Origin of the sequence: Raoultibacter timonensis (assembly GCF_022845715.1) — a bacterium.
Classification (GTDB): Bacteria; Actinomycetota; Coriobacteriia; order Coriobacteriales; family Eggerthellaceae; genus Raoultibacter; species Raoultibacter timonensis.
The window spans coordinates 1,877,719-1,893,009 of the sequence record NZ_AP025564.1; the positions used below are offsets into that span (position 1 = coordinate 1,877,719).

A 15,291-nucleotide genomic window follows, 5' to 3' on the forward strand; every position below is an offset into this window, starting at 1 on the left:
AAAGAGGTTGCCATGGTTTCAGCTCGAAAGGAAAAGACGAAGAACGGACTTGCGCAGCGGGCGTCGGGAACGCTGTCAAAACAGGCGTTCGTCATGACCGTAGGAGGTCTCGAGCGGGCGCTGCTCAAGAAGTACCCCGCCGCCGATGCGGAAGCATGGGATAGGACGGGGCTTACCGTCGGCGATCCGACCCGTCCGATCGAGAACGTCGCGATCGCGCTCGATCCGACCGTCGAGGCGGTGAAGGAGGCAGCGAGCCTCAAAGCCAACGTGCTCGTCACCCACCATCCCGTATTCCTCGAGGCTCCTGCAACGTTTCGGCCTGCTCCCTCGAGTGCCCTCGTCGATGGGGCGGTCGTGTGGGCCGCCGTCGAGAGCGGCGTTGCCGTCATGTCGTTTCATACGGCGCTCGATGTGAGCCAGGACGCTGCCCGCGCGCTGCCAGGCATGCTCAACCTCATGCTCAAGGGCATCGTCCAGCCGCTCGAGGCGAGCAAGCGGAAGGGATACGGGCAGCTCTGCACGGTTCGCGCAGCCGATGCGCCGCTCACGCTCGGGCAGCTCGCTGCGCGTTGCACGTCGGTGTTCGGCAGGCAGCCGCGCGTGTGGGGCGATTTCTCCCAAGAGCTTTCGACGGTGGTCACCTGTACCGGCAGTGCGGCCGATCTTTCGCGCGCCTGTCTTGAAACGGGAGCCGATTGTCTGGTGGCAGGTGAGGTAAAATACCATGATGCGCTCGCAGCATCACAGGCGGGTCTCGCGGTGATCGACCTGGGGCACGACACGAGCGAGATGCCCCTTGTGGCGGTGTTGGCCGCTGCGGTGGAGGCGGCGGGAGTGCCGAAGGAGAGGATGGCCGTACTCGATCAGAGCGCGAATTGGATGTATCCCGAAACGACCAGGATGTAAGGAAGAGCCTATGAAGGCAGACACGAAAGATCTGGCCACGCTGCTCAGCATGCAGCATATCGATATGGAACTGATCAGGGCAAAGAAAAAGCTTGCCGAGCTGCCGCAGCGCGCTCAGATACTCGAGATCCGCAAGAAGAAGCAGGCCGTCGAGGAGAAGCAGGCGAAGATCGCGGCTATGAGGAAGGAAGCCGATCTTGCGGCCGCACGGATCAAAGACGAAGACGAGCGCCTTGCGGGCCGCCAGCGCGAAACCCAGGAGAAGATCGAGGAGTCGCGCGGCGATTACCGCAGCGTCGAGGCGCTTACGAAGGACATGGGCGGCATTACCAAGCGCCGAGAGACCCTCGAGGAAGACCTTGCCGAAGCGAGGGGGAAGCTTGCTCAGATAGAGGAGGTTCAATCTCAGATCACGGCAGCGCTCGAGAAGATCGTCGTCCAGGAAAACGCCTACGTCTCTTCGTTTCAGAAAGAGGGCGGCGGGTTGAATGCCGGTATCGCGGGAGCAGAAAAGCAGCGCTCGGAGCTCGCGGCATCGCTTCCCGCCGAGCTGCTTGCCGAGTACGAGAAGATAGCCCGCAAATCGGGCGGCATCGCGTTAGCGCGGCTTGCGAACGGGTCGTGCAGCGTATGCCGAGCGACCATTACCGAGGGCAAGCTTCTGCAGGTGCAGGCCGAAGCTCCCCTGAGCACGTGTCCTGCCTGCAAGCGCATGCTGGTGGTGGGCGAGTGATGAAGGCGTTTCTCAACACCGACGGCGGCAGCAGGGGAAACCCCGGCATTGCGGGCTTCGGGTTCGATCTCGTTGACGAAAACGGCGCGCCGATCGCTTCGGGCGGCTGGTTTCTGCCGAAGGCGACGAACAACGTCGCCGAGTACTCCGCTTTGGTGTGGGGCCTCGAAAACGCGCTGGCCGCCGGCGTTGCGGATATCACGGTGCGGGCCGACTCCGAGTTGATGGTCAAGCAGATGCTCGGGCAGTACAAGGTGAAGAGCGAGGATCTCAAGCCCTTGTTCATGCGGGCGAAAGATCTGTTCTCCCGGTTCGCGAAAGCGTCGATCGCGCATGTGTACCGCACGGAGAACAAGCGCGCCGACGCGCTTGCGAACGAGACCATGGATGCGCGCGGCCCGGTGGGCAGCTACCTCGTGGCATGGGAAGAATCGCCGACGAACCTATTCGACGTCGGAGCCGCGGCACCGCTGCGATCCGAAAAAACCGAAGCGATGTCGTTTGCGGAATGGAACGCCCGGACATCGAACGGCGAAGGCCCCGACCGGACGGCGTCCGCCGGCAGCCGCGATCAAGCTGAACCGTGCGCCGAGCGCTGCCAGGCGGCGCTGCACGAAAACGAACCGATGAAAGGGACATCCATGGAGCACAATCCCGCCTATTCCGGCCCCGGCCGGCTGACGGGCGAAACGTACGAACATGCGGGCGGCCATTACGAGCTGACGGTGAAGGATCACTTCGACGCGGCGCACGCCCTTCCGGGCTACGATGGCCCCTGCCGTTTCCTCCATGGGCATACCTGGGATATCGAGGTCACCATCGCAGGCCAGCACCTCGACGACGTGGGGATGCTCTACGACTTCAAAGACATAAAGCGCGATCTGCATGCGGTTCTCGAGAACTTCGACCATCGCTGCATCAACGAGGTCGCTCCGTTCGACATCATCAATCCGACCGCCGAGCACATGGCGCGCGTTATCTTCTACGAGCTTGAGAAAACGCTGCCCGCCCCGATTTCCCTCAAAGAGGTCGCCGTGTGGGAGAGCCCTGCTGCCCGCGTGGCGTATCGCCCGTAAGGCGCAAGCCCTCCCGAAAGGCTTCGGGCTCATGTATCCGAACCCGAAGTTTCTGGCAGAAAAACGAAGCAATTCGTCGCAATTCGTTATCGTTTCTGCGGGCGATGCCAGTGTCGATTCACTGAACTGGGGTCACGCGGCGGCTGCGAGCGGAATCAGCCGTACGCGCTTCGCCCAGCGGCTACTCGCGACGAACTGCTTGCATTTTCTGCCACGATGAGGGAGTGCGGCGGCCCGATGCTTACGGCGGGCATGCGTCCGTTCGGGGCCGCGGGGCACCGGATCCCGGCCCGATGCGCACGGCGGGCCAAACGCAAAAAAGCCCGCCGCGAGGCGAGCTTTCGAGGCAAGCGAAAAGGAGGCTTTAGGCGCGCTCGATCTTTCCGGCCTTCATGCACTTGGTGCATACGTTGGCGCGCTTGACCTTTCCGTCGATCTTGACGGTGACCTTCTGAACGTTCGGACGGAAGGTGCGATTGGTCACTCGATGCGAGTGGCTGACGTTGCGCCCGGCGACCGGTGCTTTTCCGCAAATTTCACAAACCTTAGACATCTTAATCAACTCCATGTACGTTTCGGCATTAAACCGTTGATGACAAAAAAGCCTAAACACTATACCACAGGAAATCCGGCGCATACAAGAATTTTTAGTGTATTATCGCCCGTGGAGTTATCAGGCATTCTGCACAGCATCTGCCCCATGCGCTATACTGCTTAGCTAGTCTAAGCACATAGGTTTACCATAGCAAGCTTGTTCGCGAAAGGACCATCATGACCCAGACAATTCCGGGCAACCTTCATGTTGCCAACGACGTTCTGTCCGATCTCGTCGGCAATGCTGCGCTCGAATGCTATGGCGTCGTCGGCATGGCGGCTCCCACTGCCGCTGACGGAATAGCGAAGATCCTGCCGGCGTCGCGCCTGCGCCGCGGCGTCATCGTGACGACCACCGAAAAGGGCGTTCACGTCGATCTGTACGTCGTGATCGAGTACGGAACCAACATCAACGCCGTGTCCCAGAACCTTATCGACCAGGTCTCGTTCGCTCTGACCGAATACGCGCGCGTGCCGCTCGACGGCGTCGACGTTCACGTCCAGGGAATCAAGGTTCGCAAGTAGCCCGTACGGTATATGGAAGACCGCGCCCGGCCCGGGTGGGATCGCGTGCGGATTGCAAGCTAGGAGTAAGACTCAAGATGCCAGAATCATACACAACGAACGACCTTCTCAACGCCATCGCGGTCGCCTCGAAGGCGTTGGCCGAGCGTAAAGAAGAGGTCAATCGCCTGAACGTGTTCCCCGTACCCGACGGGGACACCGGCACCAACATGTCGCTGACGGTCGAGATGGTCGTCGACAACATCGCCAAGCTCCCCATCGGAGCGCACGGCGCGGAAATTCGCAAGGCAATCACGACCGGCGCGCTCATGGGCGCGCGCGGCAACTCCGGTGTCATTACCTCGCAAATTTTGCGCGGTCTGTGCGAGGGCAGCGCAGACTACGACGAGCTCACCACCGAGAGCATCGATGCGGCTTTCTCCCATTCTGCCGAAGTGGCGTTCCAGGCGGTGCGCAAGCCGGTCGAGGGAACGATCCTCACCGTTCTCAAGGACAGCGCCCTGGCTGCCAAGAAGGCGCGCAAGAAGAAGCTCGACGTGGAAGAAGCGCTCGAGTTCATCGTCTCGGAAGCCTACGCCTCGGTTCGGCGCACGCCCGATCTGCTCCCCGTCCTCAAGGACAACGGCGTGGTCGACGCCGGCGGATTCGGCCTCGCGATCCTCTTCGACGCATTCGCCTCCGCGCTCGTCGGCAAAGAGGGGCCTATGGTCGACGAGCTTGCGTTTGCGCGCGGCGCGGTTCCTCGGGTAGAGATCGAGCAGGTTAACGATTGGGAGGGCTCCCAGTACCGCTACTGCAACGAGTTCCTCGTCGATTCCGACAGCCTCGACAAGGACGAGGCGCTCGATTTCCTTGCCACGATGGGCGATTGCGAGCTCTGCGTGGGCGAGGCCCCCAAGTTCAAGGTCCATGTGCACTCGAACACTCCCGATAAAGTGCTCAAGTACTTCCTCGATCGCGGTCAGATCTCGGAGGTCCACATCCATAACATGCAGCTGCAAAGCGAAGCGCGCGCTGCGGGACTTGAGGCCGAAGAAGCCGAAGCCGAGCATAAGCCGATCGGTTTCGTGGCGGTGGCACCGGGCAGGGGCAACGCGAAGATACTCGAAAGCCTGGGCGTCGACGTCGTCGTTTCGGGCGGTCAGACCATGAACCCGTCGACAAAGGATCTGCTCGATGCGGTCAACAAGGTGAACGCCGATGCGGTCATCATCCTTCCCAACAACAAGAACATCATCATGGCCGCCCAGAGCTGTGCGGGGTTGTCCGACGTGCCGTGCGCGGTCGTGCCCACCACGAGCGTACCCCAGGCGTTTTCGGCTCTGTTCGGGTTCGACGAGGAAGCGAGCCTCGAGGAGAACGTCGAGTCGATGACCGAGGCGTACGAGGATGTGAAGACGGGCGAGGTGACCGTTGCCATCAAAGATGCGAAGGACGCCCACGACAATCCGATCAAGGAAGGCGACACCATCGGAATAGCCGACGGATCGATCGAAGCGGTCGGCAGCTCGATTGCCCAGGTGGTCATGGATCTGCTCGATGCGATGGGCGCAGGCGATGCCGATACGCTCACCATCCTTGCGGGCGAGGACATGACCGACGATGCGTTCGAGGAGCTCATCGGTGCCATCGAGGACGCATACGAGGATCTCGAGATCGATTCTCACCGCGGCGAACAGCCTCTCTATCCGATCGTCATGTCGGTCGAGTAGGCGTTTCCGAAAGAGAGTCGCTTGAGCACGCAAGCCACAACAGCATCCAATGGCAAGGCGGCGGGGGAGCGAACCCCCGACCGCCTTGCTGCTACTTTGGCCTTCGACGAGCCGGTGAGCCGCGTGCGGCTCGTCAGCCCCATGCGGGCGAGCGCCCTCGCCAAGCTCGGCGTGCGAACCGTGCGCGATCTGCTCACGCACTTCCCGCGCCGCTACATCGATATGTCGCGCATCGAAGACGTGGCCCATGCGCAGATCGGCGAGATGGTTACGATCGCGGGCACCGTGCACGAGATCAAGCTCAAAAAGCCCAAACCGCGCTTTTCGCTCGTCGAGATCGCGCTGACCGATCGGTCGGGTGTGCTCATGATCACCTGCTTTCGTCAGCCGTGGCTTATGGACCAGGTCAAGAAAGGCGATCGGCTCGCCGTTTCGGGAAAGCTCGAATTCAATTACGGGTTCAAGCGCATGACCAATCCCTTCATCGAGGAAGCGGACGATTCGTTCGACGAGCGCCATGGGCGCATCATCGCCGTCCATCCTGCGACCGAGAGGATATCGACTGCCTGGATGCGCAGGCTGGTGGGCAACGCGCTTTCTCTGTGTCGCGGGGCGTTTGACCCGCTGCCCGTCGATCTGAGAGCGAAGTACCGCCTTCCGAGCAGGATGAGCGCCCTTTCGTCGATTCATTTCCCCGTATCGATGGACGAGGTGGCGATGGCGCGGCGCCGCCTCGTATACGAAGAGGTGCTGATGCTCGAGCTTCACCTCATGATGGACGAAACGAGGCGCAGCGCAGGCAAGCCGGTGACGGCGCACGCGACGGACGGCTCCCATATGAGGGCGCTCGAGCAGAATCTTCCGTTCACGCTCACCGACGAGCAGGCTTCGGCCCGCGACGACATTCTGCGTGCGATGGCGGCCGATCAGGCGGCTAACCACATGCTGCTCGGCGATGTCGGCACCGGCAAGACCGTTGTCGCTTCGTTCGGGCTGGCGGCGGTTGCCGATACGGGTACGCAAGCGGCCATGATGGCCCCCACCGAGGTTCTTGCCCGCCAATACGCCGGCAAGCTCGGTCCGCTGCTCGATGCTGCGGGCATCACCTGGGAGGTGCTGACGGGCTCGACTGCACCGGCCGAGCGCGAGGCCGTCATCGAGCGGGTTGCAGGCGGAACGGTAGACGTCCTCTTCGGCACCCATGCGCTGCTAGAAGACGATGTGCGGTTTCGCAACCTTACGTTCGTGGTCATCGACGAGCAGCAGCGCTTCGGGGTCGACCAACGTGCGGCGCTGCTTGCCAAGGGCGAAGCGCCCGATGCCCTCTATATGACGGCGACGCCCATTCCGCGTACGCTCGCGCTCGCGCTGTACGGCAGCCTCACGTTGTCCTACATAAAGAACAGGCCGCTCAATAGCGCGGGGAACACGACGAAGGTCTACGCGAAAAGCGAGAGGGGCCGCGCCTACGACGCCGCGCTCGCCGCGCTCGCCGAGGGGCATCAGGTCTACGTTGTCTGTCCCCTTGTGGGGAAGCCCCATCCGAATTCCGAGGCCGAACGGAAGGCGAAGCGCGAAAACGACCTCGAGTCCGACGAATACGAGTACGCCGTCATCAGCATCGAGGACGAGTCCGATATCGAAGACGATGCGAAGGCGGCTATCCAGGAGGCGGCTTTCCTTCAGGAAAAGACCTTTTCGAGCTATAGGGTTGACCTTTTGCACGGAAAGATGAGCGGTGCGGAAAAGCAAGAGGTCATGGATCGGTTTCGGGCGGGGATAAGCCAGGTGCTTGTGGCGACGACCGTGATCGAGGTCGGCGTGGACGTTCCCAACGCAACGGTGATGATCATCGAAGACGCCGAACGGTTCGGCCTCTCGCAGCTTCATCAGCTGCGGGGACGCGTCGGGCGCGGCACAGAGCCCGGCGAGGTGTTCCTCGTTTCGGGATCGAAGGCGCCGTCCGCCCTCGAGCGCCTTGCGGCCATGGAGAAGACCGAGGACGGGTTCGAGCTCGCGAGCTACGATCTGTCGCTGCGCCGCGAGGGCGACATCCTCGGAAACCGCCAGCACGGCGCTTCGATGCTCAAGCTCGTGAACGTCGTGCGCGACGGCAAGATAATCGAAGCGGCCCATGCGGACGCCCGCGCGATGCTCGCCGAGGACGCGGCCCTCGAATCGGATCGCTATCGTGCGTTCGGGCGTGAAGTCAGGCTTGCGTTCAGAGGTTTTGACGAAGTAAAGGGAGGATAGGCGTGAGAATCGTAGCGGGAGAGTACCGAGGCCGTCCCCTGAAGGCTCCGAGGGGAGACGCCACGCGACCGACGACCGATCGAGTGCGCGAGGCCCTCATGAGCGTAGTAGCCAGTGCGCGAGGAGGCTTCGGCGATGCGGTTGTGCTCGACGCATTCGCCGGCTCGGGCGCGCTGGGATTGGAATCGCTGTCCCGCGGTGCCGCATCGGTCCACTTCTTCGAGCGCGACGGCGCTTCGATGCGCACGCTTGCCGACAACGTGAAGACCCTGGGGATCGAAACGCTCGGAAGGGGCGCGCGGGCGCGCCTCCATCGCGACGACGTGCTCAAGAATCCGCCGACCTACGCGAACCCCGCCTTCGACCTCGTGTTCCTCGATCCGCCGTACGCGATGGATCCGACAGCCGTCGCGGATCTCGTCGATGCGCTCGATCGGGCGGGCGCGCTTGCCCCCGACGCTCTCGTTTCGTACGAATATGCGAAATCGGACGATTCTGCGGTTGAGGGGGCATTCGCATCGCTACAATGGGAAACCGTTTCGAAAAAACACTACGGCGATACGGGAATCGCCTTGTTCGGAAGGATGCGCGAAAACTCATGAAGCGAGCAATGACGCCCGGCACGTTCGATCCGATAACCGAAGGCCATCTGGATGTGATCACGAGAGCCGCCCAGCTTGTCGACGAGATCATCGTAGCCGTTGCGGCCTCCCCGAAAAAGAAGCCGCTCTTCACGCTCGAAGAACGCGTCGCCCTCGCACGGCAGGCGACCTCGTATCTGCCGAACGTCCGCGTCGAACCGTTCGACGAGCTGCTCGTCGACTTTGCCGAACGCATGGAAACCACGGTCGCCATCAAGGGCCTGCGAGCCATTACGGATTTCGAATACGAGTTCCAGATGACCGCCATCAACTACCAGATCGACCGCAACCTCGAAACGCTCTTCATCATGTCGCCGCCCGAGTACATGTACCTTTCGTCTTCGGTCGTGCGCGAGATAGCGAGCCTTCATGGCGACGTGAGCCAGTTCGTCCCCCCCTGCGTGCGAGAAGCGCTCGAGAAGAAGTACGCCGAACAGTAAGAAATTTGATACCATACACAGAATTGTCGGGAATAGCGCGGAAAGAATAATGCGATCACCTATGAAACGTTATGGCTTAAGCTCTCTGTTCTACGCGTTGTCGTTTTTGGCACCATGCGGCATTGTCGTTGCATCGTTTTTCATACTGTCCATGTACCCATTCGGGGATCGAGCGGTCTCGGTATGGGATCTGCAGATCACCTACACGTACTTTTACGAATGGTTCAGGGATTGCCTAGCCGGCAATCAAAACATTTTCTATTCGTTTTCAAAATCGCTTGGCGGAAACATGTACGCTGGATGGTCTGGGCTTTTGACGAGTCCCATCAATTGGCTCATCCTGCTTTGCGGCGACAACCCGATGGACTTCGTCACGCTCATGATCGTTCTCAAATTCGGGCTTGCCGGTCTGACGTCGTATTTCTATGTTAGGCGGAGGTTCGCGCTGTCGCGCCCGATCTCCCTGTGCTTGTCGGTCTGCTACTCCATGATGCTCTTTATGACGACGCAGTCCGCCAATCCCATGTGGATGGAAGTGGTGATCCTCCTACCTCTTGTCATGTACGGCGTCTACTGCATTGTTCATCGGGGCAAAGTCGTCTTCTTCTACGTGAGTCTCCTTGCAACCATTATTTGCAACTACTACAACGGATACATGGTCTGCCTGTTCAGCATAATGTTCTACCTGTTCGAAAGCTATCTGTTCGTTCCGCAGGCAAAGCGGGTGCGGGCCGGAATCATGGTCAATCCGGGCAGGTTTTCGATCGCGTTCTCCCTTGCGGTCTTTTCGTCTCTTTTCATACTGCTGCCAACGGTGTTAGGCCTGCTTGGCGGCAAGGGGGCTGTTCCCGGTGGACTGTTCACGTTCGAGTTCCGCTACGATCTCAATGATCTTGCTCGAAGCTTCTTCCTCGGCGTATACGAGAAAGAACAGCTTCCCCAGATGTACTGCGGTACGCTCACGCTCATTTGCGCGATCTGGTTCTTCCTCAGCGATAAGATAGGGAAGCGCGAGAAGGTCGCTGCCGGCGTATTCATCGGCTTTATGGTGTTCTCGACGTGGTACGCACCGTTTGACCGGATCTGGCTTGGCTTGCGCGACGGCAATTCGTTCTACTGTCGCTTTACCTTTCTGGTCTCGGCCCTGTTTTTGTTCGTCGCAGCCCGGGCCTTATCGGTCGGGTGGGAACATCGATCGTACAAGGGGCTTGTTAAGGCGGCGGCGATCGTTGGGATCGTCGCGGTAGTCATCTACTGCGACGGGAACTTTCCCCGCACGCGGTTTTTCGTGGCGACGATCGCCATGTGCGTTGCTATACCGCTTGTCGTTATCTTGCTGGATAGATTCCGGGATAATGCTTTTCGTCGGTCCGCCCTTTCGGCGATCCTTGTTTTGGCGGTGAGCTTCGAGGCGCTCTTGAGCTGTCATGGGATTTTCAGGACACGGCTCGATTCGGACAATCCCAGTTATTATTCGCGCTATGGTTCGTATTACGAAGAAGGAGAGAACGCGCTTGAGGAGGTCGATGCCAAAGACGGAACCGACGTCAATGCCTATAGGTTGGAGAAAACGTACAATTTCCTTTCGCCGTTCCGCCGTATCGCGCTCAACGAGACGATGGCGTTTGACTATGCGGGTATAGCGCTTTACGATTCGGCCTATGACGATCGGGTGCAAAACGTGCTTTCCCGCTTGGGGTACACGCCTGATCGCGGCATCAGAACCAGCTACAACGATCCCATGATCGTATCCGATGCCCTGCTTGGCATCAGATACGTTTCCGATGACGAATGCCCGCCCGGGTTTGTCGAATCCGATATCGAATCGACGTGGGAGGGCAAGAGATTCTACGAAAACCCCTACGCTCTTCCCCTTGGGTACAAAGCGAGTTCGGAGATACTCGACGAGATCGAATTCGACGGAGACCCGTTCGAGTACCAAAACGAATTGGTGAACAAACTTGTCGGCGAAGAGGTCGATTGCATCGTCGATGTGAGGGGTCGTCTCGTCGAACGAGGCGATGACGAATGGGTTTGGGAAATCGAGCTGCCTGCGGATGCTCCTGAGGGTGCTATCCTGTACGGCTACTTCGAGTATGGCTGGCAGCTCTCGGTCGATCTCTACGATAACGACGAATACCTCTACGTCTATCTTGACGATTGGTCGCAAGGAGTGTTTCCGATAACCGCCGAAACCGAGGACGGGGTCCACTCGATCATGCTCAAGGGCGATATTCCCGAAAACGCAGACGACCTGGTTTTCCATGCCGCTTATGTTGATATGGATAAATTCGGGGCAGCGTGCGACAAGCTTGCCAGCCATCCTTTCGAAATCGACACGTTTAAGGACGGCGAAGTCGCGGGGACTTACGTTTCCGATGGCGATGGCGTGCTATTCACGACGATACCCTACGATGCGGGTTGGACGATCGAGGTGAACGGGACGGTGGTCGAGCCCCAGGTAGTCCAAGACGCATTCATCGCCTTCGATGTCGAAGCTGGTGAAAACACAATCAAGATGACGTATTTCCCGCCCGCCCTTGGCCTCGCGGCGGGTTTGTCGGGGCTTGCGGTAGCCGGTTTCATTGCTTCTGCAGTTGCCATGCGCCGGAGGGATCGGCAGCTGCGCTGATGGGCAAGCTAGCCATTTTATGAAAAAGATCGGCGGTCTGCATGGCTATGGTACTCTAGATAGGTTTGATGTCAGTGGAGCATGGTAAAGGAATGCAATGAAGCTTGATCTGTCCATAGTCGTCCCCGCTTACAACGAAATCGAAAGCCTCGAATCGCTCTACGAGGCGATCACGGGATACATCGATTCGACGGACCTTGATCTGCAGTTCGTCTTTGTCGACGACGGATCCGTCGATGAAACGTACTCAGTGCTGTGTTCGTGGGACCTCGGGAAAGCTCATAGCAAGGTGGTTAAGCTGTCTCGAAACTACGGTTCGCATGCGGCGATTCGAGCGGGTATATACCATGCCGATGCGGATGCTGTCATGGTTTACTCGTCCGATATGCCCGAGCCCATCGAAGACGCGGATCGGTTTTACAAGGGGCTCAAGGAAGGATACGAGCTCGTATACTCGGTGCGGACGGGGTATCGGGGCGATCTTGGGAGCAGGTTGTTTTCGAAGCTCGTCAATAGATGCATCGATGAGAATTACCCCGCAGAAGGCCTTATCGGCGTTGCTTTCGGAAGCAAGATAAAAAAGGAGCTCAACACTGACATAGAATCCAACTCATCGGTATTCTTCCAGATATTCCAAATGGGGTTCAGCAGACTTGCTATAGAGGTGCCCTACCTTGAACGAGAGCAGGGTGAATCGAAATGGACGCTTGCGAAGAAAGTGAAGTTGTTCGTCGATAGTTTCGTGATGTTCTCGTATGCGCCCATCCGCGTGATAACATCGATCGGGATTCTTCTCGCTGCCGTGGGAATCGTTTGCGCAATCGGAATCATCATTGCTAAATTGTTCAACATATTTGAATTTGCCGCCGGCTGGCCTACGATGATCAGCATAATGCTGCTCGGGTTCGGGGTAACGAACGTCTCGCTGGGCATCATTGCCGAATATCTTGTACGTACGCTCGATGCGGCGAGAAACAAGAAGACATTCATCGTCGATACGGTAATGGAAGACCATGCGCCGGATGGACGATAAGGACGTAATGAGTAGGAGATACTTTTATGAGCAACATCGAAACGTATAACACGGCTTTCAAGGATACCCTTGAAGTGGATGACGCCATGCTTGGTGCCGATCTCGTATACCAGAGCGTGGAGAACTGGGATTCGGTCGGGCACATGCAGCTTATTGCGGCGCTTGAAGACGCTTTTGACATCATGCTCGACACCGACGACATCATCGATTTCAACTCTTATGAGGCAGGCAAGGCAATCCTCTCTCGCTACGATGTAGAGCTGTAAGTTAGAATTGGGATGCTTGAGCAGCATGTTCGACGCTATTGCATACCATGACGAGGGACGCAGTGTCACCTACAAAGAGATGCTTGAGAATGCGGACCGCATAGGGAAGCGGGTAGAGCCTCGTTCCCTCGTTCTGTTCGTCGCTACCAATACCGGTGAATCCCTTGAAGGTTACCTGGGGTTTTTGAGAAATCGAGCCGTTGTGATGATGGCTGCTTCGAGTATAGATGCGGATTCGCTCGAAGCGCTGCTCGAGGCGTATAAACCCGAATACGTTTGGTGCCCGGATTCGTTCGGCTATTCTTCCGATTCCGAGAAATCGTACGGAAGATACCGTTTGTGCGAAACCGGCATGACGGGCGAAGCGAAACCCCATTCCGATCTCGCATTGATGCTTACGACTTCGGGGTCGACGGGAAGCAGGAAGTACGTGCGGCTAACCTATGAGAACATTCGGGCGAATGCGCTCTCGATTGTCGATTACCTTGGGATATCGCCAGGCGATTGCGCGATTACGACGCTGCCGTTTTCGTACTCTTATGGGCTGTCTATCATCAACAGCCATCTTTTGGCGGGCTCTTCGCTCGTGCTGACCGAGAAGACGATGTTCGACAGGGAGTTCTGGGATCTCGTTCGCGCAAGGAGCGTCACCACGTTCGGTGGCGTGCCCTACACGTATTCCATGCTGAAGAGATTGCGCTTCGAACGAATGGATCTTCCCTCCCTTCGCTACGTCACTCAGGCTGGAGGAAGGCTCGGCAGGGATCTGCACGAGCACTTTGCGCGCTTATGCGCCGAGAAGAACATCGATTTTATCGCAATGTACGGTCAGACGGAGGCGACTGCCCGCATTGCCTATGTGCCTGCAAGCCGCAGCGTCGAGAAGGCCGGCAGCGTCGGCATCGCTATCCCCGGGGGTGAATTGTCGATACGTGACGAGTCGGGCGGCGAGGTCGAAGCACCGGATACCGCTGGCGAGCTCGTGTACCGAGGTCCTAACGTTTCGATGGGGTATGCAAGCAGCCGCATCGACGTGTCAAGGGGCGATGATTTCGGCGGCGTGCTCGCTACGGGCGATTTGGCCTGCCGCGACGAAGATGGCTTCTACCGCATCGTCGGCCGCATGAAGCGCTTCCTCAAGATATACGGCAATAGGGTCAATCTTGACGAATTGGAGTCGATGCTCGCGGTCGAGGGGATCGTTGCGGCCTGTTCGGGTGAAGATGATGCTCTCAGGGTGTTTGTTGAAGACGGCGATCCGAAAAGCATTCAATCGATCGTTTCCGAAAAGACCGGTTTATACAAAGGTGCTTTCGACGTCCGGCTCATCGATGCTCTGCCTCGCAATGATGCAGGCAAGATCCAATACTCTTCTCTGGAGGATCTATGCTAGATTACGACGAGCTCTTTTCGCTTGACCCTTACGGGCTTAATGCACAGGACAAGAGCCTGTTGTATCGTCGATGGCTTCGAGATCTATCGGAGCACCATCGAAAGCTCTGTGTTCCGTACGATCGTCTCGTTCGTGCCCTCGGCGAGAATCCGGCAATTCCCGTGCGGCTCTTCAAGGAATACGATCTGAGGAGCATCGCGCAAGATGACGTTGCCAAAACCATGACTTCATCGGGAACTACAGGGCAGCGTGTATCGAAGATATACCTGGATAAACAGACTTCGTTCCGGCAATCGAAAGCGCTCTCCCGGATAGTATCTTCATTTACCGGCAAGGCTCGCATGCCCATGCTTATCATCGATTCGAGCGCCGTTGTGAAAAACCGCGCGATGTTTTCCGCGCGAGGGGCGGGCATCCTCGGATTCTCCATGCTTGGGCGGGATTGCACGTACGCCCTTGACGAGAACATGGACCTCGACATCGAGGCCATCGAGTCGTTTTGCGAAAGACATCACGGAGAGCGGATATTTCTCTTCGGCTTCACCTTTATGATATGGGAGCATTTTTTCCAGGCTTTGAGGAGAAGAGGCGAGAAACTTGAAATCGACGGAGTACTGATACACGGCGGAGGATGGAAGAAGCTTGCCGATCAGGCCGTATCGAACGAGACGTTCAAAAGGGTGGCAAGGGAGACCTGCGGCGTAGAAGAGGTTTACAACTATTACGGCATGGTGGAGCAAACGGGCTCGATATTCATGGAGTGCGAATGCGGTCATTTGCATGCGTCGGTGTTCTCGGATGTTGCGATCATCGATCCGACGACCATGGAGCCCGTTGCTTCGGGAAGGGGCTTGATACGTTGCACGTCCCTTCTTCCCACAAGCTATCCGGGCCATATCCTCCTTACCGAAGACGAGGGCGAGATCGTCGGTGTCGACGATTGTCCTTGCGGTCGTAAGGGGACGTATTTTACCGTACACGGTCGCATGAAGGGCGCGGAGATCAGGGGGTGCTCGGATACTTATGAACGCCGTTGAGATGGATCCACGCATAAGCGGGACGATACAGTGCCTTGCGGGCTGCC

Annotated in this window: 14 protein-coding genes; 13 read left to right on the forward strand and 1 reads right to left on the reverse strand. The window is 58.3% G+C overall.

Going from position 1 to position 15,291, the window contains the following annotated elements; all coding sequences use genetic code 11:
- Positions 1 to 12: 12 nt before the first annotated feature.
- The 3 genes from MWL89_RS07580 to queD are packed head-to-tail and all read left to right on the forward strand — an operon-like array spanning position 13 to position 2,718.
- Positions 13 to 909 carry a Nif3-like dinuclear metal center hexameric protein gene (locus MWL89_RS07580; RefSeq protein ID WP_102378261.1) on the forward strand — a complete coding sequence of 299 codons (897 nt, stop codon included), beginning with the start codon at positions 13 to 15 and terminating at the stop codon, positions 907 to 909.
- Between the two features lie 10 nt (positions 910 to 919).
- A complete protein-coding gene (locus tag MWL89_RS07585; RefSeq protein ID WP_244412500.1) occupies positions 920 to 1,642 on the forward strand; it encodes a zinc ribbon domain-containing protein in 723 nt (240 codons plus the stop codon).
- The gene (gene queD, locus MWL89_RS07590) at positions 1,642 to 2,718 is read left to right on the forward strand and encodes a 6-carboxytetrahydropterin synthase QueD (protein WP_219724275.1); all 1,077 of its coding nucleotides are present in this window, start codon (positions 1,642 to 1,644) and stop codon (positions 2,716 to 2,718) included. The genes MWL89_RS07585 and queD overlap by 1 nt, the downstream gene beginning before the upstream one ends.
- A 364-nt stretch (positions 2,719 to 3,082) precedes the next feature.
- Here the strand turns inward: queD and rpmB are convergent, their stop codons facing one another.
- Positions 3,083 to 3,286, reverse strand: a complete 204-nt coding sequence (rpmB, locus tag MWL89_RS07595) for a 50S ribosomal protein L28 (protein WP_425319338.1) — start codon at positions 3,284 to 3,286, stop codon at positions 3,083 to 3,085.
- Positions 3,287 to 3,489: 203 nt separating this feature from the next.
- Between rpmB and MWL89_RS07600 the strand changes: the two genes are divergently transcribed.
- From MWL89_RS07600 to MWL89_RS07645, 10 genes are all read left to right on the forward strand, one after another.
- On the forward strand, positions 3,490 to 3,837 hold the full coding sequence (locus MWL89_RS07600) for an Asp23/Gls24 family envelope stress response protein (RefSeq protein WP_102378257.1): 348 nt from the start codon (positions 3,490 to 3,492) through the stop codon (positions 3,835 to 3,837).
- Positions 3,838 to 3,914: 77 nt separating this feature from the next.
- Positions 3,915 to 5,549 carry a DAK2 domain-containing protein gene (locus MWL89_RS07605; RefSeq protein WP_102378256.1) on the forward strand — a complete coding sequence of 545 codons (1,635 nt, stop codon included), beginning with the start codon at positions 3,915 to 3,917 and terminating at the stop codon, positions 5,547 to 5,549.
- Between the two features lie 21 nt (positions 5,550 to 5,570).
- On the forward strand, positions 5,571 to 7,802 hold the full coding sequence (locus MWL89_RS07610; protein WP_244412501.1) for an ATP-dependent DNA helicase RecG: 2,232 nt from the start codon (positions 5,571 to 5,573) through the stop codon (positions 7,800 to 7,802).
- 2 nt (positions 7,803 to 7,804) lie between these two features.
- Positions 7,805 to 8,404, forward strand: coding sequence for a 16S rRNA (guanine(966)-N(2))-methyltransferase RsmD (gene rsmD / locus MWL89_RS07615; protein WP_102378254.1), 600 nt, complete (start codon positions 7,805 to 7,807; stop codon positions 8,402 to 8,404).
- Positions 8,401 to 8,883 (forward strand): pantetheine-phosphate adenylyltransferase, encoded by a 483-nt coding sequence (gene coaD / locus MWL89_RS07620; RefSeq protein ID WP_244412502.1) that lies wholly within the window; start codon positions 8,401 to 8,403, stop codon positions 8,881 to 8,883. Before rsmD ends, coaD begins: the two co-directional genes overlap by 4 nt.
- A 61-nt stretch (positions 8,884 to 8,944) precedes the next feature.
- The gene (locus tag MWL89_RS07625; RefSeq protein WP_244412503.1) at positions 8,945 to 11,515 is read left to right on the forward strand and encodes a YfhO family protein; all 2,571 of its coding nucleotides are present in this window, start codon (positions 8,945 to 8,947) and stop codon (positions 11,513 to 11,515) included.
- A gap of 97 nt (positions 11,516 to 11,612) precedes the next feature.
- On the forward strand, positions 11,613 to 12,548 hold the full coding sequence (locus MWL89_RS07630) for a glycosyltransferase (RefSeq protein ID WP_244412504.1): 936 nt from the start codon (positions 11,613 to 11,615) through the stop codon (positions 12,546 to 12,548).
- Positions 12,549 to 12,574: 26 nt separating this feature from the next.
- On the forward strand, positions 12,575 to 12,814 hold the full coding sequence (locus MWL89_RS07635) for an acyl carrier protein (protein WP_102378250.1): 240 nt from the start codon (positions 12,575 to 12,577) through the stop codon (positions 12,812 to 12,814).
- Between the two features lie 25 nt (positions 12,815 to 12,839).
- The gene (locus tag MWL89_RS07640; protein ID WP_244412505.1) at positions 12,840 to 14,207 is read left to right on the forward strand and encodes an AMP-binding protein; all 1,368 of its coding nucleotides are present in this window, start codon (positions 12,840 to 12,842) and stop codon (positions 14,205 to 14,207) included.
- A complete protein-coding gene (locus MWL89_RS07645; protein ID WP_244412506.1) occupies positions 14,201 to 15,244 on the forward strand; it encodes a LuxE/PaaK family acyltransferase in 1,044 nt (347 codons plus the stop codon). Before MWL89_RS07640 ends, MWL89_RS07645 begins: the two co-directional genes overlap by 7 nt.
- Positions 15,245 to 15,291: the final 47 nt, after the last annotated feature.